This window comes from Diaphorobacter sp. ED-3 (assembly GCF_027625375.1).
GTDB classification, from domain to species: domain Bacteria; phylum Pseudomonadota; class Gammaproteobacteria; order Burkholderiales; family Burkholderiaceae_C; genus Diaphorobacter; species Diaphorobacter nitroreducens.
On the sequence record NZ_CP115182.1, the window covers coordinates 242489 to 260679 of the forward strand.

Genomic DNA, 18191 nt, shown 5'->3' on the forward strand with positions numbered 1-18191 from the left:
AAGGACACCTGAACCCCGGCTTTGGCAAAAGCAGATTCCCAGCGTGCGCACCGGGCCGCACCATTGCTGCCAACGCGCTGGCCCTCCGCCCCAGCGGTGCCCGCGTTACCTACAACATCAGGAGACACACCATGCCCGCTTCCCGTCGTCTCGCCACGGCCGCCCTGGCCCTGGCGCCTTTCGCCTTCGCTCTGCCTGCCGCCGCGCAGGACGGCCAGCCCGTGCGCCTCATCGTGGGCTACGCCGCGGGCGGCCCCGTGGACCAGGGGGCGCGCCTGTTCGCACCGGCGCTGTCCAAGGAACTGGGCATGCCGGTCATGGTGGAAAACAAGACCGGCGCCAACGCCACCATTGCCGGCAGCGAGGTCGTGCGGTCCAAGCCCGATGGCATGACGCTGTGGTTTGCGGCCAGCCCCACCATCACCATCAGCCCCAATGTGATGACCAAGATGCCGTTCGACCCGGCCAAGGACCTGACGCCCGTGGCGCCCATCCTGAGCTACTACAACGTGCTGGTGGTGAACAACAACGAGCCCTACAAGAGCGTGCGCGAGTTGGTGGCCACCGCCAAGTCCAATCCGGGCAAGCTCGCCTACGGCTCGGCCGGTGTGGGCGGCTCCAACCATCTGGGCGCGCTGCTGTTCGCCAAGCGCAGCGGCATCGAGATGAACCACATCCCCTACAAGGGCAACGCTCCGGCGATGACGGACGTGATCGGCGGCCAGCTCAACATGATGCTGGACATCATCAGCACCGCCAGCGCCTACATCCACAGCGGCAAGGTGCGCGCCGTTGCCGTCACCTCGCCGCAGCGCAATGCCTCGCTGCCGGACGTGCCCACGTTCGCCGAGTCGGGCATCGACGGCCTCAAGGGCTTCGACGTGGGTGGTTGGTACGGCGTCTATGGTCCCAAGGGCATGTCGCCCGAGCTGGTGGCCAAGCTCAACAAGGCCGTCAATGCAGCGTTGCAGCAGCCCGAGCTGAAGAAGCGCTACAAGGAACTGGGCTACGACGAGTGGACCGGCGCGCCGCAGAAGCTGGCCGAGCGCGGCGCCCAGGAGCGCGCCATGTGGGCCACGGTGACCCAGGGCATCACCGTGGATTGAGATGGCAGAGCGCATCCATCACCTGCTGGACCGCTGGCTGGCCGAGGCGCCCGCGCGGCCCTTCATTCATCTGCCGGACGGCCGCAGCCTGAGTTTTGCCGACCTGGGCGCGCTCACCGACACGGCCGAGGCCGAACTGCGGGCCCTGGATGTGCGCCCTGGCGACCGCGTGCTGGTGGTGGCCGAGAACTGCCCCGAGCATGCTGCGCTGATCCTGGCCTGCAGCCGCGTGGGCGCCTGGTCCTGCGGCGTGAACGCACGCATGGCACCGGCCGAGATCGACGCCTTCGTCGGCAAGGCCGATGCGCGCGTGGTGTTCTTCACGGCTGCGGCATCGCGCAGCGCCGCCGCGCATGCCCAGCGCTTCGCGGCGGTCGATTCCGCGCTGCCGGGCATGCAGCACGGCGCGGTTCTCCAGGACGCGCAGCCCGAGGCAGGTGCGCTGCGCGATACGGTCGCCTCGCTGATCTTCACCTCGAGCACCACGGGCCAGCCCAAGGGCGTGATGCTCACGCACGATGCGCTGATCCACTTCGCGCGCGTGTCGGGGGCATCGCGTGCGCTGGGTCCGCAGGACCGCAGCTACGCCTTTGTGCCCATGACCCACATCTTCGGTCTGGGCACGGTGCTGATCAGCTCGCTGCTGGCCGGCGCGCAGCTCGTGATGCGTCCGCAGTTCGATCCCGACGACCTGCTGGATGCGCTGGCCCACCATGGCGTGTCGCAGCTACAGGGGCCGCCCGCGCTGTTCTCGCGCCTGCTGGCGCATCTGCAGGAGCGCGGCATCCAGCGGCCCGAGGCGCCAGCGCTGCGCTATCTCTACACCGGAGCGGGCCCGCTCGACCTGGCGCTGAAGCAGCGCGTGGAGGCCGCCTTCGGCCAGGCGCTGCACCACGGCTACGGCCTGTCGGAATACGCGGGTTCGGTGCACCTCACGCGCCTGGGCGAGCAGCGGCCCGACACCAGTGCCGGCTACGCCGTGGCCGAGGCCGAGGTGCGCGTGACCGACCCGGCTACCGGCGAGCCGCTGCCGCTGGGCGAGCGCGGTGAGCTGTGGATCCGCGGCCGGGGGCTGATGCCCGGCTACTTCCGCGACCCCGCGGCCACGGCCGCGGTGATGCGCGAAGGTGGCTGGTACGCCAGCGGCGACCTGGGCGAGATGCATGCCGACGGCGCGCTGTTCGTCGTGGGGCGTCTGAAGGAAATGATCATCCGCTCGGGCTTCAACGTCTACCCCGCCGAGGTGGAAACCGCGCTCAACACCCACCCCAGCGTGCAGCGCTCGGCCGTGGTGGGCCGCACGGTGGAGGACGGCAACGAGGAGATCGTGGCCTTTGTGGAGTTGCGCCCCGGCGCCGCGCTGGATGCCGATGCCATGCAGTCCCATTTGCGCGAGCTGCTCGCGCCCTACAAGCGCCCGTCCCACATCGTCGCCCTGAGCGAACTGCCCACCAATACCAACGGCAAGGTGCTCAAGCGCACCCTGAAAGACCAGGCCTTGGGCCTGACCACCTGAACGATAGGAGACACACCATGCATTCCACCCCCTCCCGCCGCAACTTCATCGCCGGCAGCCTGCTTGCCGCCGCCCATCCGCTGGCGGCGCTCGCGGCCGACCCCTGGCCCAGCAAGCCCGTGCGCTTCATCGTGCCGTTCCCGCCCGGCGGCCCGGTGGACACCACCGCCCGCGTCTTCAGCCACAGGCTGTCCGAGATCTGGAAGACGCCCACCGTCATCGACAACCGCGCCGGCGCGGGCGGCGTGGTGGGCGCCACGGCCGCCGCCAAGGAGGCACCCGACGGTTACGGCCTCTTCGTGGGTGCCATCCACCACTCGGTCAACCCATCGTTGATGGGCAAGCTGCCCTACGACATCGAGAAGGACTTCGCGCCCATCAGCTTTGCGGCCATGTTCCCGGTGTTCATCGTGGCGCACCCCTCGGTGCCGGCCAACACCATCCAGGAGCTGATCGCGCTGGCCAAAAAGGGCACGCCGCTGGCCTATGGCTCGTCGGGCAACGGGGGCGGCACGCACCTGGCGGGCGAGCTGTTCAACATGGAGGCGGGGACCAAGCTGCAGCACATTCCCTACAAGGGCAGCGCACCCGCGATGAACGACCTGCTGGGCGGCCAGGTGCAGCTCATGTTCAGCGACGCACCCACGGCGCTGCAGCACATCAAGAGCGGCCGCGTGAAGGTGCTGGGCGTGGCCAGCCGCCAGCGGTCGGCCATGCTGCCCGACGTGCCCACGGGCGTGGAATCGGGCCTGCCGGGCTATGAGGCGTATTCGTGGGCCGCGTTGTTCGCGCCCGCCAAGACGCCCCAGGCCGTGCTGGACAAGATCAACGCCGACTTCAACACCGCGATGAAAGACCCCGCCGTGCGCCAGCGCCTGCTGGACGCCGGCGCCGAGGCCGATCCCGGCACGCAGGAGCAGATGCGCCAGCGCCTGCGCGGCGAGCTGGACAAGTGGGCCAAGGTGATCAAGACGGCGGGGATCACGCTGGGTTGATGCCGCGGCGAAGACGCCCTTTCAGATTGTCGAATTGAAGTGATGCGGTGGCCGGGGCATGCTGTGCCTCGTACTCCGAAGACTCGAAGAATCCCATGCACCTGAGCGCACAGACCCACTACCAGGCCGAGCTGGATGCCGGCCGCTTCTGCCTGCAGCACTGCCCGCAGTGCAAGAACCACGTATTCACGCCGCGCGAGCTGTGCCCGCATTGCGGCGCCAGCCCGCTGCGCTGGGTGCGCGCCAGCGGCCTGGGCACCGTGTATTCCGCCACCACCATCGCACGCAAGGCGGACGCGGGGGGCAGCTACAACGTCGCGCTGATCGATCTGGATGAAGGTGTGCGCATGATGAGCCGCGTGGAGGGCGTGGCGCCCGAAGACGTGCGCATCGGCCAGCGGGTGCAGGCCCGCGTGGCGCAGAAGGACGGGCGTGGCCTGGTGCTGTTCCAGCCCGCAGCGCAAGGGGGTGCTGCATGAGCCGCGTTCCGCAATCCCCCCTGGACGCTGCCGCCGTGAACCGGCCGCTGCGCGGCCGCACAGCCATCGTCGGCGCTGCCACCTACGGCTGCGGCGAGGCGCCCGGCATGGACGACATGACGCTGCTGGTGCGCGCGGCGCACGCGGCCGTGGCCGACGCGGGCCTGACCATGCAGGACATCGACGGCCTGGCCACCTGCAGTGTGAACGCCAGCATGTGGACCATGCCGGTGATCGAACACCTCGGCATCAACCCGACCTATGTGGATGGCACGATGATCGGTGGCTCCAGCTTCATCGCCCACCTGCTGCCCGCCATCCGCGCGCTGGAGGCCGGTCAGTGCAAGGCCGTGCTGGTGTGCTACGGCAGCGCGCAGCGCTCGGCCACCTTCGGGCGCAAGGAAAGCGTGGCCGCACGCCGCTTCCTGGACCCGCAGCCGTACGAATTCCCGTATGAGCCGGTGCTGCCCGTGTCCGCCTATGCGCTGGCCGCCGCGCGCCACATGCACGAATTCGGCACCACGCGCGAACAACTGGCCGAGGTGGCCGTGGCCGCACGCGCCTGGGCGCAGCAGAACCCCGAGGCGTTCATGCGCGACCCGCTCACCATCGAGGATGTGCTGGCGGCCCGGCCGATCGCCAGCCCGCTCACCGTGCGCGACTGCTGCCTGGTGACGGACGGTGGCGGCGCCCTCGTGCTCACCCGCGCCGAGCGCGCGCGCGACCTGCCCAATCCGCCCGTCTATGTGCTGGGCAATGCCACGGCCATCTGGAACCGCCAGATCTCCTGCATGCCCGACCTGACGACCACCGCGGCAGCGCAGTCGGGCGCCCAGGCCTTCGCGATGGCGGGTTTGCAGGCCAAAGACATGGACATGGCCCAGGTGTACGACGCTTTCACCATCAACACCCTGCTGTTCCTGGAAGACCTGGGCTTCTGTGCCAAGGGCGAGGGCGGCGCCTTCGTGCAGAACGGCGGCATCGCGCCCGGCGGGCGCCTGGCCGTGAACACCAACGGCGGCGGCCTGTCGTGCGTGCACCCGGGCATGTACGGCATCTTTGCGCTGATCGAGGCCGTGCGCCAACTGCGTGGCGAGGCCGGCGCGCGCCAGCTATCGCGTCATGACACCGCCGTGGTGCATGGCAACGGCGGCACGCTGTCCAGCCAGTCCACCGCCGTGCTCGGCACCGCCGACACCCTCTGAACCCGCATACCGAAGAAAGAACCCTCATGATCCGCGACCCAGACATCCTGGAAGCCCTGCTCGACAGCGTGCGCCGCTTTGTGCGAGAACGCCTGGTGCCGGCCGAGAACGAAGTGGCCGAGACCGATGAAATTCCCGAGTCCATCGTGCAGGAGATGCGCGAGCTGGGCCTGTTCGGCATGACCATTCCCGAGAAGTTCGGCGGCCTGGAGCTGACGATGGAGGAGGAATGCCGCGTACTGTTCGAGCTGTGCCAGACGGCGCCGGCCTTCCGCTCGATCATCGGCACCACCGTGGGCATCGGCTCGCAGGGCATCCTGATGGATGGCACGCCCGAGCAGCAGGCCCAGTGGCTGCCCAAGCTGGCCACCGGCGAGGTCATCGCCTCGTTCGCGCTGACCGAACCCGAGGCGGGATCGGACGCCGCATCGCTGCGCACCACGGCCATCAAGGACGGCGACCACTACATCGTCAACGGCACCAAGCGCTACATCACCAATGCGCCGCACGCCGGCATGTTCACGCTCATGGCACGCACCAACCCGGCCGACAAGGGCGCGGGCGGCGTGTCCTCGTTCATCGTGGACGCCAAGACGCCCGGCATCAGCTTTGGCAAGTACGACAAAAAGATGGGCCAGCGCGGCGCCCACACCTGCGACGTGATCTTCGACAACGTCAAGGTGCCGGCGGCCAACCTCATCGGCCTGCAGGAGGGCCGCGGCTTCAAGACCGCCATGAAGGTGCTGGAAAAGGGCCGCATCCACATCGCCGCGGTGGCGGTGGGCGTGGCCCAGCGCATCCTGCGCGACGCACTCGCATATGCCCTGGAGCGCAAGCAGTTCGGCCAGCCCATCTGCGACTTCCAGCTGGTGCAGGCCATGCTGGCCGATAGCCAGGCCGAGCTGTACGCCGCCGAATGCATGACCATTGACGCCGCGCGCCGCCGCGACGACGGGCACAACGTCTCCACCGAGGCCTCGTGCGCCAAGATGTTTGCCACCGAGATGTGCGGCCGCGTGGCCGACCGCGCGGTGCAGATCCTGGGCGGCGCAGGCTACATGGCCGAGTACGGCATCGAGCGCTTTTACCGCGACGTGCGCCTGTTCCGCCTGTACGAGGGCACGACGCAGATCCAGCAGATCATCATCGCGCGCAACATGGTGCGTGAGGCGCGCGCCGCATGAGCGGGGCTCCGCCGCTGGTGGACCGCAGCGCCTTCATGCGCCTGATCGGCGCCGCGCAGGTGCCGGCGCCGCCGGGCAAAGTGCAGGTGCGCCTGCCGCACCTGCGCGAGGAACTGCTCAACCAGTTACCCGCTGCGCATGGCGGCGTGGTCATGGCGCTGCTGGATTCCGTGATGTCGCGCGCCGCGGGCGAGCTGCCCGAGGCGCCCTCGCAGACCGCGGTGACGGTGGAGATGAGCAGCCGCTTTCACCGCCCGGGGCGCGGCGCGCTGCTGGCCGAAGGCTGGGTGGTGCATGCCACGCGCAGCCTGTGCAGTTGCGCGGGCCAACTGCTGGACGAGGACGGCCAGCTCGTGGCCACCGCACACGGCACCTTCAAGTATTGGCTGGTGCCGACCACGCTTGATTCAAAAAAGTGAGCTGCTAGCGCTTGTATAGCAAGGGCTAGAGGCCAATTTCACTCAAAGATCGCGCGGGCCGCAGCGGCTGCGGCGGTCACTCCAGCTGCAGCCGCCCATGCGCATCGGCCACCAGCAGGTCCACCAGTTCCTGCGCAAAGCTGGGCAGGGCCTCCATGCTGCGCACGCAGATCTGCATCTCGCGCACCGACCAGGCGTCCGACAGCGGCACGATGGCGATGTCCATGGCCTGCGCATGGCGGCTGGCGGCGGACTCGGGCAGCACGCCCACGCCCACGCCGGCCTCGATCATGCGGCAGGCTGTCTCGAAGTTGCCGACCTGGATGCGCAGCTTGATCGGGCGGTGCAGCTGGTCGCTGGCGTGGCGCAGGAAGGCATGGATGGCGCTGGATTCGTGCAGCCCCACGTAGTCCAGCTCCAGCGTGTCGGCAAAGTCGATCTGCATCTCGCCGTCGAGGGCATGGCCCTTGGGGACCACCAACACCAGCCGGTCGCGGCGGTAGGGCAGGGTCTCCAGGTTCTCGGTGCGCACCAGGCCGGCGACGATGCCGATGTCGGTCTGCCCCTCGGTCACGGCGCGCACGATGTCGTGCGACAGGCGCTCACGCAGGTCGATGTTCACGTCGGGGTTGCGGCGCAGGAAGTGCCGCAGCACCGGCGGCAGGAATTCGCCCAGAGAGGTGGTGTTGGCGAACACGCGCACATGGCCCTTGATGCCGCGCACGTATTCCTGCATGTCGCCGCGCAGGTGTTCGATCTGCCCGAGCACCATGCGCGCGTGGGACACGAAGGCCTGGCCCGGCGGTGTGAGCGTCACGCCCTGGCTGGTGCGGTACAGCAGCTTGGTGCCGATGCTTTCTTCCAGGTTCTTGATGCGCGTGCTGGCCGCCGGCAGGGAGATGAAGGAGAGTTCCGCGCCGCGCGTCATGCTGTTGGCGTCGGCGATGTGCACCATCAGGCGCAGATCCACAAGATCGAAATGCATGGCCATGGCCGGCATTGTAGAAAGCGCTGGATACCATGGCGGCCCTGCGTGAACGCCAGCTTTCACAAATGCAAAGCCGCGGCGCCGGGGCGGGCCGTACCATGCGCCTTCCGCTCGGCAACCACCGCCTGTCCATGACCACCCCTGATTCTTCCTCTTCCCCTGGCGCAGGCCGCGCCGGCGCGCTCGGCCATCTGCGCGTGCTCGACCTATCGCGCGTGCTGGCCGGCCCATGGTGCACCCAGAACCTGGCCGACATGGGCGCCGACGTGATCAAGATCGAGAAGCCCGGCGATGGCGACGACACGCGCCACTGGGGCCCGCCGTTCTTTCCCGATGCCGACGGCCAGCCGAGCGAACACGCCTGCTACTTCGCCGCCTGCAACCGCAACAAGCGCTCCGTCACCGTGGACATGGCCACGCCCGAGGGGCAGCGGCTGATCCGCGAGCTGGCCCAGCAAAGCGATGTGGTGGTGGAGAACTTCAAGACCGGCGGCCTCAAGCGCTACGGGCTGGACTACGAAAGCCTGTCGGCCCTGAACCCGCGCCTGATCTACTGCTCGGTCACCGGCTTCGGCCACACCGGGCCGTATGCGCCGCGGGCCGGCTACGACCTGCTGATCCAGGCCATGAGCGGCCTCATGAGCATCACCGGCCATGCCGATGGCGAGCCTGGCGGCGGCCCGATGCGCGTGGGCGTGGCTGTGATCGACCTGTTCACCGGCATGTATGCCACCACCGCCATCCTGGGTGCGCTGGAGGCGCGCCACCGCACGGGACGCGGCCAGCACATCGACATGGCGTTGCTGGACGTGGCCATGGCGGTGCTGGCCAACCAGGGTGCGGGCTTCCTCAACGCCGGCAACATTCCGAAGCGCCAGGGCAACACCCACCCCAGCGTCGTGCCCTACCAGGACTTTCCCACGCAGGATGGCAACATGCTGCTGGCCATCGGCAACGATGGGCAGTTCGCGCGCTTTTGCGAAGCGGCGGGTACCGACTGGGCCGGCGACGAACGCTTTGCCACCAACGCCGGCCGGGTGACCCACCGTGAGACGCTGATCCCCCTGATGGCCGCCCTCACGCGCACGCGGCCCACGGCCGCCTGGATCGCGCTGTTGGAGGACAAGGCCGTGCCCTGCGGCCCGATCAACCACGTCGGCCAGGCGTTCGACGATGCGCAGGTGCGCGCACGCGGACTGCGCGTGGAGCAGCAGCGCTACCCCGGCGCCCAGCCGCCGGCCGGCGAGGTGGTCAACCGCGTGGTGACCACCGCCAGCCCGCTGCGCTTGTCCGATACGCCCGTCACCCTGCGCTATGCCCCGCCCGCACTGGGTCAGCACACCGACGAGGTGCTGCGCGAGCGGCTGGGGCTGGATGCCGTGCAACTGCAGGCGCTGCGCGCGCAGCGCGTGCTCTGAGGCAGCGTCAGAAGGCGTGGGCCACGCCCACGCCGAACGCCGTGCGCGAGGGGTTGTGTTCGTAGCGCTGGTGCCCCAGGCTCGCGTAGAGCATGGTGCGCTTGGACAGGTTGTACTCCGCCCCCAGTGACGCCATGTGGTGGGTCACCTCGTCGTTCAGCCGCTGGCGGCCATAGCTGGCGCGCAGCGTGGTGACACCCAGGGCGTAGCTGCCGCCCACCGACACCATGCGCGACGTATCGGGGCTGCTCCCCGCGCGGCTGTGGTCGTAGGCCATCATCAGCGTGGCGGCGCCCAGGCGGTAGAGACCGCCCAGGAACAGGTCCTTGTCACCGCTGCCGTTGCGCTCGTAGCCCACCATGGCGGCCACCGGGCCCTGGTCGTAGTTCAGTGCCACCGAGCCGCCGCGCCCGTCGCGGCCGGGTGCCTGGGTGCGCTCGGTCGCGGCGCTGGCATTGAACGAGAAGCCGTCCCAGGTGGGCGAGTCGTAGTAGATGCCGTTGGTCATGCGTCCATATTCCGCGGCCCCGTTGTTGCTGGCGCGGTCGGTGGGCGTGTAGTAGTGGGCCATGTGCCAGGCGGTGGAGGCAATGCGGTTGAAGTTGGAGAAGGCGTCGAACTTCCATTCCTGGCTCCACATCGCGCTGAGGGCGCGGCCCAGGCGCAACTGGCCCCAGCCGCCTTGCAGGCCCACGGTGGATTCGTCATGCCAGAAGGGCTTGCTGCCCGCCCCTTCGGATTGCCCCGTGTCCAGCTCGAAGCGTGTGCTCAGGCGGAAGTTGGCCTTGAGGCCACCGCCCAGGTCTTCCGTGCCGGCCACCGCCAGATGGCTGCGCTGGATCGTCCCCAGCTTGCGGGTCTTGTCGTAGTCACGAAAGACGCCGGTGTCCAGATAGCCGCTGATGGTCACTTGCGACTGCGCGGTGGCCGGCAGGGCGAGGGCGGCGAGGGTGGCAAAACTGAGAGGCAGGCATTGGGACATGCGCATCCTGGGGAGACTCCTTGTGTGATGAAACGCCCTGCCGCTCCCTCGCGGGGAAGGCATGGGCGTGGCGCTGCCGCAGGCAGCAGGGAGAGCAATGAAACTGGCCATCGTAGGAATGGCCAGCGCGATGACGCGCCCGGCAGACGGTTCGGGATTGCAGGTGGCCACAGGGACTGCGGCCTGCCCGAACAAAAGGGCGCATGCAGGCCGCCAAGGGCAGTCTGCACGGCCGATTATAAAAATGGGGTGCGCGCGCGCCATCCGCGATGTCCCGTATGCGCGTGCGCCGGGGCCGGGAAGGGCAGGCAAAGAAAAAGGCGGCCCGCAGGCCGCCTTGCGCACGGAGCGGGCCGTTTCAGGGGTACAGGCCGCGCATCTCGCGCGCATGCAGGATGCGCTTGCAGGCCACGATGAAGGTCGCCGTGCGCAGCGTGACCTTGTTCTCCTGCGCCACCTGCCACACGCCCGCGAAGGCCTCTTTCATGATGCGCACCAGGCGGGCGTTGATCTCGTCCTCGGTCCAGAAGAAGCTGGAGAAGTCCTGCACCCACTCGAAGTAGCTGACCGTCACGCCGCCGGCGTTGGAGATCACGTCGGGCAGCACCAGTACGCCCTTGTCGTTGAGGATGTCGTCGGCCTCGGGGGTGGTGGGGCCGTTGGCGCCCTCGATCACCATCTTGGCCTGGATCCGTCCCGCGTTGTCCTTGGTGATCTGGCTCTCCAGCGCTGCGGGGATCAGGATGTCGCAGGCCACGCCCCAGAAGGCGTCGTTGGCCATGGGCTCGGCGCCGGCGAATCCGCCCACGCCGCCGGTTCGCTGCACGTGCGCCAGCAGCGCCGGCACGTCCAGACCCTTGTCGTTGTGGATGCTGCCGGTGTGGTCCTGCACCGCCACCACCTTGGCGCCGGCCTCGGCAAACAGCTTGCCGGCCGTGCCACCCACGTTGCCAAAGCCCTGCACGGCCACGCGCGCACCCTCGATGGCCATGCCGGTCAGGCGCGCGGCCTCCACGCCCACGGTGAACACGCCGCGGCCCGTGGCCTCCACGCGGCCCAGCGAGCCACCCAGGTCCACGGGCTTGCCCGTGACCACGCCGGTGGCGGTGGTGCCCACGTTCATGGAATAGGTGTCCATCATCCAGGCCATGACCTGGGCGTTGGTGTTCACGTCGGGGGCGGGAATGTCCTTGGAGGGGCCGATGATGATGCCGATCTCGCTGGTGTAGCGGCGCGTCAGGCGCTCCAGCTCGGCCTTCGACAGGGTCTTGGGGTCGACGCGGATGCCGCCCTTGGCGCCACCGTAGGGCACGTTCACGGCCGCGTTCTTGATGCTCATCCAGGCCGACAGGGCCATGACTTCGGACAGGGTCACGTCCTGGTGAAAGCGCACACCGCCCTTGCCCGGGCCTCGGCTGACGTTGTGCTGCACGCGGTAGCCCTCGAAGTGGGCGATCGTGCCGTTGTCCAGCTCAATGGGCACATCCACGATCAGCGCACGCTTGGGGCGCTTCAGCGTCTCCACCCAGCGCGCCAGGCTGCCCAGATAAGGGGTGACGCGGTCGATTTGCTGCAGATACACCCCCCAGGGGCCGAGGTGGTTGGGGTCCAGATAGGACGGCAGCGCGTGGGTGGGAAGGGGTGGGTTGGGGGTGTTGGACATGCGGAATTCCTTGGGGAATGTCTACCAAGCGAAGCACTTTATGCCTGTCGCCCAGGGCTGTCCAACGCCGCCATGTTTCCATCTAATGCATTCGATGCATAACCTTGCCATGCCCGCGTCTTGGTGAAATTTGCTCCTTTAAAAGGAGCTGTTGGCGCTTGCCGCGCAAGCGCTAGAGCCCTATTTGACTGTGAAATTTTCCAGCGCGGGGTCGCCCGGTGGGTAGCGCAGTTCCAACCGCTGCAGCACGCCGCGCAGCACGCTGGCGATCATCAGATTGCGGTGCGTCTTGGAGTCGGCGGGCACGATGGTCCACGGCGCCCACGGGGTGTGCGTGGCGGGCAGGAAGGCCTCATAGGCGCGCTGGTAGGCGTCCCACTGCTCGCGCACCTGGATGTCGCCCATGTCGAACTTCCAGCGTTTGGTGGGGTCGTCCAGGCGCTCCTGCAGGCGCTGGCGCTGCTCGTCCTTGCTGATGTGCAGCATGAACTTCATGACCACCGTGCCCGTTTCGGCCAGCAGCCGCTCGAAGTCGTTGATGTGCGCATAGCGCTGGCGCTGCTGCTCGGGCGTGATCCAGCCGTTCACCACGGGCACCAGCACGTCTTCGTAATGGCTGCGGTTGAACACGGTGAGTTCGCCCGCACCGGGCACCTGGCGGTGGATGCGCCACAGGTAGTCGTGCGCGCGCTCCAGCTCGGTGGGCGCCTTCCAGCCCACGGCATGCACGCCCAGGGCGCTCATGCGGCCGAACACGCCACGCACGGTGCCGTCCTTGCCGGCGGTGTCCATGCCCTGCAGCACCACCAGCAGCTTGTAGCGGCGGTCGGCGTACAGCAGGTCCTGCAGCGCGTCCAGCTCCAGCGCCAGCTCCTCCACGCGGGCCTTGTCCAGTGCCTTGTCGCCGCAGGAAAAAGGCTTGGCGCCAGGGTCGTAGTCCTTCAGGTGCAGCGCGCCGTTGTCCTTGTCGGCGTGCTTGTCGTTCTTGTCGTTCTTGCCGTTGCCGCCGTTCGAGGCGAAGTCCTTGGGCTGCCACTGGCGCCATTGCTTGGCCAGCGCGTCGTCGGCGATGTCAAAGGGTGGCAGGTAGGTGGGCATGAACGCTCCTCAAGATGGTCGGTGCCTGGCTATTGTGGCGCCGGGCTGCTGCCGGGGCGCTGGCGCGCCATCAACTCTACGAAGCGGCGTGCGCCCAGGCCCAGCGGGCGCTCGCGCGACCAGACCACGTCCACCCACAACTGGGCGCCGTTGCTCAGGTTCTCCAGGGGCAGTTCCACCAGCGTGCCGGCGGCGATGCGCGGCGCCACCAGCGCGCGCGGCTGCCAGCCCCAGCCCAGGCCCGCCTCGATCAAGCCCAGCGCGGCCAAGTGGCTGTCGGTGCGCCAATGGTGGCGCGCATAGACGAAGCGCGCATCGGTCTGCCCCAGGTCGCGCCCGGCCACGACGATCTGGCGCGTGCCGGCCAGGTGTTCCTCGCGCAGGCCTGCAGGGCCCGCACCCGCCGCGCGCGGCGCCAGCAGCGGATGTTGCGGCGCGATGACGGCCACCAGGGTTTCGCTGCCCACCTCCTGGAAGTCTTCCCGCCCGTCCAGGCTGGGGCGCTCGAACACCAGCGCGAGCTGGGCGCGTCCGGCATGCAGCAGGGCCAGCGCATCGGCCTGGGGCGCGGCCAGCACCTCCACTTGCAGCAGCGGGTAGTCCTGCGCCAGCGTGGCCAGCGGGCCGTGCCAGCGCGCGGCCAGCAGCTCGGGTGCAATGGCCAGGGTCAGGCGCTCCTCCAGCCCCTGGGTCAGCGCCAGCGCCTGGGTGTTGAGCTGCTGCAGCTGCGCCGCCAGCGCGCGTGCCTGCGGCTCCAGCGCACGCGCGGCCGCCGTGGGGCGCGGCTCGCGGCCGCTGCGGTCGAACAGCGGCATGTCCAGCTCGGCTTCCAGCTGGGCGATGGCCATGCTCACGGCCGAGGGCACGCGCGACAGCGCCCGCGCCGCGGCGGAGAACGAGCCGCGGTCCAGCACGGCCAGGAACACGAGGACGTTGTCGGAAGTGAAGGCCATGCGCCAATCTATCAATATTTCTGAAAAAAGATGACTTTTTCCTTCAGATTTCACTCCCTATACTGCGCCGCATGAGTGCAACAACACATGCGGTCGGCCTGCAGGGGCCGAAGCGCCGGGTGGTCTTTGTCACCCTTTACGAAATCATCGCGATCATCGTCTCCAGCCTGCTCTTCATGGCCATTGGCCAGGGCGCGGGCGCTTCGGGGGTGATGGCCGTCGTCGCGTCCGCTCTGGCCATCGCCTGGAACGTGACCTTCAACGCCCTGTTCGAGCGCTGGGAGGCGCGCCAGCGCGTCAAGGGCCGCTCCGTACTGCGGCGCGTGGTGCACGCCGTGGGTTTCGAGGGCGGTCTGGCGTTGGTCCTCATCCCACTGATGGCCTGGTGGTTCGGCGTGAGCCTGTGGCAGGCCACGGTGATGGAGGCCGGCCTGCTGCTGTTTTTCCTCGTCTACACCTACGCCTTCAATTGGGCGTTCGACCGCGTCTTCGGCCTGCCGGCATCGGCGCAGGCCGTGCCTGCTGCCGCGCCAGCCGGGGTAGCGGTAGGTGCTCCTTAGTTCATAGCTGCTCGCGCTTGACTGGTAAGCGCTAGAGCCATTTTTTACTCTTGCTGTGCAGCACCGCCCTGCAGGGAAGGCGGAGCAGCGGTGCGTGCGATGGCAGGCCGCAGTAGCGCCACGAACTCGCGCGCCGCGGCGCTGCGCGAGGCGCCGCGGCGCCACAGCAGGCCGGCGCGGCGCACGGTGCGCGGCTCGGTGAGCACGGCGGCGCGCATGTCGGGGCCCGCGTGCAGGGCCGCGTGCTCGGCGGCGATGGTGGCCAGCGGCCCGCTGCGGCAGGCCTGCAGCAGCGCATCCACCGACTCCATCTCCACGCGCACCAGCGGCGTCACGCCCGCCTGGGCGAAGGCCGCATCGATCAGCCGGCGCGTGGCAAAACTGGCCGGCAGCAGCGCCAGCGGCACGCCCGCCAGCTCGGCCAGCCGCAGGCGCTGCCTGCGCGCCAGCGGGTGGCCCTGGTGCACCACCAGATGCATGCGTTCCTCGAACAGCGGCTCGGCCTCGATCTCCTCGCGGCTCGCGGGATGGAAGGCGATGCCGAGATCCAGCCGGCCGGCGATCAGCAGTTCCTCGATCTGGCCGCTGCGCAGGTCGCGCACGGTGAGCTGTACGCCCGGGTAGCGCGCGCTGAAGGCGGCCACCGCGTCGGGCACGAAGCGCGTAAGAAAGGTGGGGATCACGCCCACCTGGAGCGTGCCGGTCTGCAGCGCGCTCATGTCGGCCACGGCCTGCCGCCCGGCTTCCAGCTCCTGCAGCGCGCGCGCTGCGTGGTCGCGAAAGGCGTGGCCCGCCTGGGACAGGCGCAGCCCGCGCCCCAGGCGGTCAAAGAGCGGCACGCCCAGCTCGGCCTCCAGCTGGCGCAGGCCGTGCGAGAGCGTGGACTGCGTGACGAACAGCGCATCCGCCGAGCGGGTGAGGTGCTCGGTCTCGGCCACGCTCAAGAAGTACCGCAACTGGCGCAGTTCCATGGGTGCAATCCGTTCTAAGGGTTAACCCTAAAACCTGTGACTGTTCGATAGCGTCGAACAAAAACTGCAATATATCTCATTGGATTCGCCCCGAGGGCAGCGCTAAGGTCATGGCCCGTAACGCTTTTTTCCGCCACGGCCCGCTTTCCATGACGACTTCTCCTTCCGCTTCCGTGCTGCGCATCGAACGCATCCAGGCACGCATCCTGGACATCCCCACGATCCGCCCGCACAAGCTCTCGTTCGGCGCCATCCAGCGCCAGAGCCCCGTGATCGTGCAGCTGTGGCTGAGCGATGGCGCCAGCGGCTTCGGCGAGGCCGCGACCATCGGCGGCCCCTCGTGGAACGAGGAATCGCCCGAGAGCATCCGGCATGCCATCGACAGCTACCTCGCGCCTGTCGTGATCGGCCAGGACGCGGGCCGCTTTGAGCAGTTGCTGCAGCGCATGGACCTGGCCTGCAAGGGCAACCGCTTTGCCAAGAGCGCCGTGGAGCAGGCCGCCATCGACGCCGTGGCGCGCAGCCTGGGCCTGCCCGTGTGGCAACTGCTGGGCGGCAAGCAGCGCGAGAGCCTGCCCCTGGCGTGGACGCTGGCCAGCGGCGACTCCGCCAAGGACATCGAGGAGGCCGAGAAGATGCTGGCCGCGCGCCGCCACCGCATCTTCAAGCTGAAGATCGGCGCGCGCGCGCCGCAGGAGGACGTGGCGCACGTGGCACGCATCGCCCGCGCGCTGGACGGCCGCGCCAGCATGACGGTGGACGTGAACCAGGCCTGGGACGGCGCCACCGCGCGCCGCTACCTGCCCGAGATGATCGACGCCGGCGTGGGCCTGATCGAGCAGCCCGTGGCCCAGTGGAACGAGGAGGCGCTGCGCCAGCTCACCGCCACGCTGCCCCACACCGCGCTGGTGATGGCCGACGAGACCGTCTGCACGCCGCAGGACGCGATGCGCCTGGCGCGCCATAACGCCTGCCACGTGTTCTCGCTCAAGATCGCCAAGCACGGCGGCCTGCTGCGCACGCGCGCCGTGGCCGACGTGGCGCGCGCCGCCGACATCGGCTGGTACGGCGGCACGATGCTGGAGACCTCCGTCGGCAGCGCCGCCTCGGCCCATGTGTTTGCCACGCTGGGCGGCACGCACCACAACTGCGAGCTGTTCGGCCCGCAGCTGCTGGTAGACGACATCGTGGAGCAGCAGATGGTCATTTCCGACTTCGCGCTGCAGTTGCCCGACGGGCCGGGCTTCGGCCTCACCGTGGTGCCCGATCGGCTCGACCGCTTCGACCGTGCACGCCAGGGCCTCACGCCCGTGCACGTGGACCTGGGCCGCGCCAGCGCGCAGCCCGCCTGAACCCTTTTTTTGCCAGGAGAAACCCAGATGCTGTTCCTCGTTCGCATGGATGTGAAGATTCCCCACGACCTGCCCGCCGCGCAGGCCGACGAGATCAAGGCCCGCGAGAAGAAGTACTCGCAAGACCTGCAGCGTGACGGCCGCTGGCGCCACATCTGGCGCGTGGTGGGCGAGTACGCCAACTACAGCGTGTTCGACGTGCAGTCCAACGACGAGCTGCACCAGCTGCTGTCGCAGCTGCCGCTGTTCCCCTACATGGACATCCACGTGACGCCGTTGGCCAACCATCCGTCGGCCATCGTGCAGGAAGGCGCCGCCGGCTGACGCACGGCCCCCGACACCCCACATTCCATCCCACAGGAGAGAGACATGGCCGAATACACCGCCCAGCAGTTGCTGGACATCGTCAACACCGTACACGTGGCCGAGGGCAATGCCCGCGTGCGCCAGATCACGCAGCGCATCGTCACGGACCTGTTCCGCACCATCGAAGACCTGGACGTGACGCCCGACGAGTTCTGGGCCGGCGTGAGCTGGCTCACGCGCCTGGGCGCCAGCGGCCAGACGGGCCTGATCACCGCCGGCCTGGGCTTTGACCGCTTGATCGACATCCGCATGGACGAGGCCGACGAGCGCGCCCAGCGCGCCGCGGGCACGCCGCGCGCCATCGAGGGCCCGCTGTTCGTGGCCGGCGCGCCGCTGTCCGAGCGCGAGGTGCGCCTGGACGAGGGCGAGGAGCCGCCGCGCGGCGAGGTGGTGGTGATGGAAGGCCGCGTGCTCGACACCGCGGGCCAGCCTGTGGCCGGCGCGCTGGTGGACGTGTGGCACGCCAACGAACTGGGCCGCTACTCGCACTTCGACCCCGACCAGGCGCCCTACCACCTGCGCCGCAAGATCCGCACGGGGGCGGACGGCAGCTATCGCTTTCGCAGCTTCATCCCACCGGGCTACGCCATCCCGCCGGGCAGCCCCACGGCCGAACTGTTCGACGCCCTGGGCCGCCATGGCAACCGACCCGCGCACATCCACTTCCTGGTGGTGGCAGACGGCCTGCGCACGCTGACCACGCAGGTCAACATTCCGGGCGACAGCTTCCTGGACGACGACTTCGCCTTCGCCACGCGCGACGGCCTGGTGGTCACGCTGGAGCCGGGCACGCCCGCCGCCGGCTATGAATCGCTGGGCATCAGCGCGCCGTTCACCCGCGTGCGCTTTGACTTCGTGCTGCAAAAGGCCCTGTCGGCCGACGAGCAGCGCCCCGAGGCACGCATGGACCGCGTGGCCGCCGCCTGACATCCTGGA

At 68.8% G+C, this 18191-nt stretch carries 18 protein-coding genes; 12 read left to right on the forward strand and 6 right to left on the reverse strand.

All coding sequences use genetic code 11. The features are described from left to right. Positions 1-131 precede the first annotated feature (131 nt). The 7 genes from PCQ86_RS01160 to PCQ86_RS01190 all read left to right on the forward strand — a co-directional run bounded on the left by PCQ86_RS01160 (position 132) and on the right by PCQ86_RS01190 (position 6904). Positions 132-1106 (forward strand): Bug family tripartite tricarboxylate transporter substrate binding protein, encoded by a 975-nt coding sequence (locus PCQ86_RS01160; RefSeq protein WP_088887927.1) that lies wholly within the window; start codon positions 132-134, stop codon positions 1104-1106. Position 1107: 1 nt separating this feature from the next. Then, complete coding sequence (locus tag PCQ86_RS01165) at positions 1108-2622, forward strand: class I adenylate-forming enzyme family protein (RefSeq protein ID WP_270174668.1); 1515 nt, start codon at positions 1108-1110, stop codon at positions 2620-2622. Positions 2623-2639: 17 nt separating this feature from the next. Then, entirely contained in the window at positions 2640-3617 is a 978-nt protein-coding gene (locus tag PCQ86_RS01170) for a tripartite tricarboxylate transporter substrate binding protein (RefSeq protein ID WP_270174669.1), read from the forward strand. A 95-nt stretch (positions 3618-3712) separates the two neighbouring features. Further along, complete coding sequence (locus PCQ86_RS01175; protein ID WP_270174670.1) at positions 3713-4096, forward strand: Zn-ribbon domain-containing OB-fold protein; 384 nt, start codon at positions 3713-3715, stop codon at positions 4094-4096. Further along, entirely contained in the window at positions 4093-5301 is a 1209-nt protein-coding gene (locus PCQ86_RS01180; RefSeq protein WP_270174671.1) for a thiolase, read from the forward strand. The genes PCQ86_RS01175 and PCQ86_RS01180 overlap by 4 nt, the downstream gene beginning before the upstream one ends. 26 nt (positions 5302-5327) lie before the next feature. Next, on the forward strand, positions 5328-6485 hold the full coding sequence (locus tag PCQ86_RS01185; RefSeq protein ID WP_012655252.1) for an acyl-CoA dehydrogenase family protein: 1158 nt from the start codon (positions 5328-5330) through the stop codon (positions 6483-6485). Further along, on the forward strand, positions 6482-6904 hold the full coding sequence (locus PCQ86_RS01190) for a PaaI family thioesterase (protein ID WP_270174672.1): 423 nt from the start codon (positions 6482-6484) through the stop codon (positions 6902-6904). Before PCQ86_RS01185 ends, PCQ86_RS01190 begins: the two co-directional genes overlap by 4 nt. Before the next feature lie 76 nt (positions 6905-6980). Here PCQ86_RS01190 and PCQ86_RS01195 read toward each other — a convergent pair whose 3' ends face one another. Next, complete coding sequence (locus PCQ86_RS01195) at positions 6981-7895, reverse strand: LysR substrate-binding domain-containing protein (RefSeq protein ID WP_252101628.1); 915 nt, start codon at positions 7893-7895, stop codon at positions 6981-6983. 128 nt (positions 7896-8023) lie between these two features. On the opposite strand from PCQ86_RS01195, the gene PCQ86_RS01200 reads away from it, so the two are divergent. Continuing rightward, a complete protein-coding gene (locus tag PCQ86_RS01200; RefSeq protein ID WP_270175472.1) occupies positions 8024-9310 on the forward strand; it encodes a CaiB/BaiF CoA transferase family protein in 1287 nt (428 codons plus the stop codon). Between the two features lie 7 nt (positions 9311-9317). On the opposite strand, the gene PCQ86_RS01205 is transcribed toward PCQ86_RS01200, so the two are convergent. The 4 genes from PCQ86_RS01205 to PCQ86_RS01220 all read right to left on the reverse strand — a co-directional run bounded on the left by PCQ86_RS01205 (position 9318) and on the right by PCQ86_RS01220 (position 14006). Continuing rightward, positions 9318-10298, reverse strand: coding sequence for a porin (locus tag PCQ86_RS01205; RefSeq protein ID WP_270174673.1), 981 nt, complete (start codon positions 10296-10298; stop codon positions 9318-9320). Positions 10299-10650: 352 nt separating this feature from the next. Continuing rightward, complete coding sequence (locus PCQ86_RS01210) at positions 10651-11955, reverse strand: Glu/Leu/Phe/Val family dehydrogenase (RefSeq protein WP_011803604.1); 1305 nt, start codon at positions 11953-11955, stop codon at positions 10651-10653. 180 nt (positions 11956-12135) lie between these two features. Then, a complete protein-coding gene (locus PCQ86_RS01215) occupies positions 12136-13053 on the reverse strand; it encodes a PPK2 family polyphosphate kinase (protein WP_270174674.1) in 918 nt (305 codons plus the stop codon). A 29-nt stretch (positions 13054-13082) separates the two neighbouring features. After that, positions 13083-14006, reverse strand: coding sequence for a LysR family transcriptional regulator (locus PCQ86_RS01220; RefSeq protein WP_012655259.1), 924 nt, complete (start codon positions 14004-14006; stop codon positions 13083-13085). Between the two features lie 71 nt (positions 14007-14077). Between PCQ86_RS01220 and PCQ86_RS01225 the strand changes: the two genes are divergently transcribed. After that, positions 14078-14566, forward strand: coding sequence for a PACE efflux transporter (locus PCQ86_RS01225; protein WP_047350172.1), 489 nt, complete (start codon positions 14078-14080; stop codon positions 14564-14566). A gap of 44 nt (positions 14567-14610) precedes the next feature. Here the strand turns inward: PCQ86_RS01225 and cynR are convergent, their stop codons facing one another. Next, the gene (gene cynR / locus PCQ86_RS01230) at positions 14611-15537 is read right to left on the reverse strand and encodes a transcriptional regulator CynR (RefSeq protein ID WP_270174675.1); all 927 of its coding nucleotides are present in this window, start codon (positions 15535-15537) and stop codon (positions 14611-14613) included. 149 nt (positions 15538-15686) lie between these two features. Between cynR and PCQ86_RS01235 the strand changes: the two genes are divergently transcribed. Genes PCQ86_RS01235 through PCQ86_RS01245 form a run of 3 tightly spaced genes read left to right on the forward strand, consistent with a single transcriptional unit; the run spans position 15687 to position 18182 of the window. Continuing rightward, positions 15687-16889 (forward strand): muconate cycloisomerase family protein, encoded by a 1203-nt coding sequence (locus PCQ86_RS01235; RefSeq protein ID WP_270174676.1) that lies wholly within the window; start codon positions 15687-15689, stop codon positions 16887-16889. Positions 16890-16916: 27 nt separating this feature from the next. Next, entirely contained in the window at positions 16917-17213 is a 297-nt protein-coding gene (gene catC / locus PCQ86_RS01240) for a muconolactone Delta-isomerase (protein ID WP_011803610.1), read from the forward strand. 45 nt (positions 17214-17258) lie between these two features. Beyond that, complete coding sequence (locus tag PCQ86_RS01245) at positions 17259-18182, forward strand: dioxygenase family protein (RefSeq protein ID WP_270174677.1); 924 nt, start codon at positions 17259-17261, stop codon at positions 18180-18182. Positions 18183-18191: the final 9 nt, after the last annotated feature.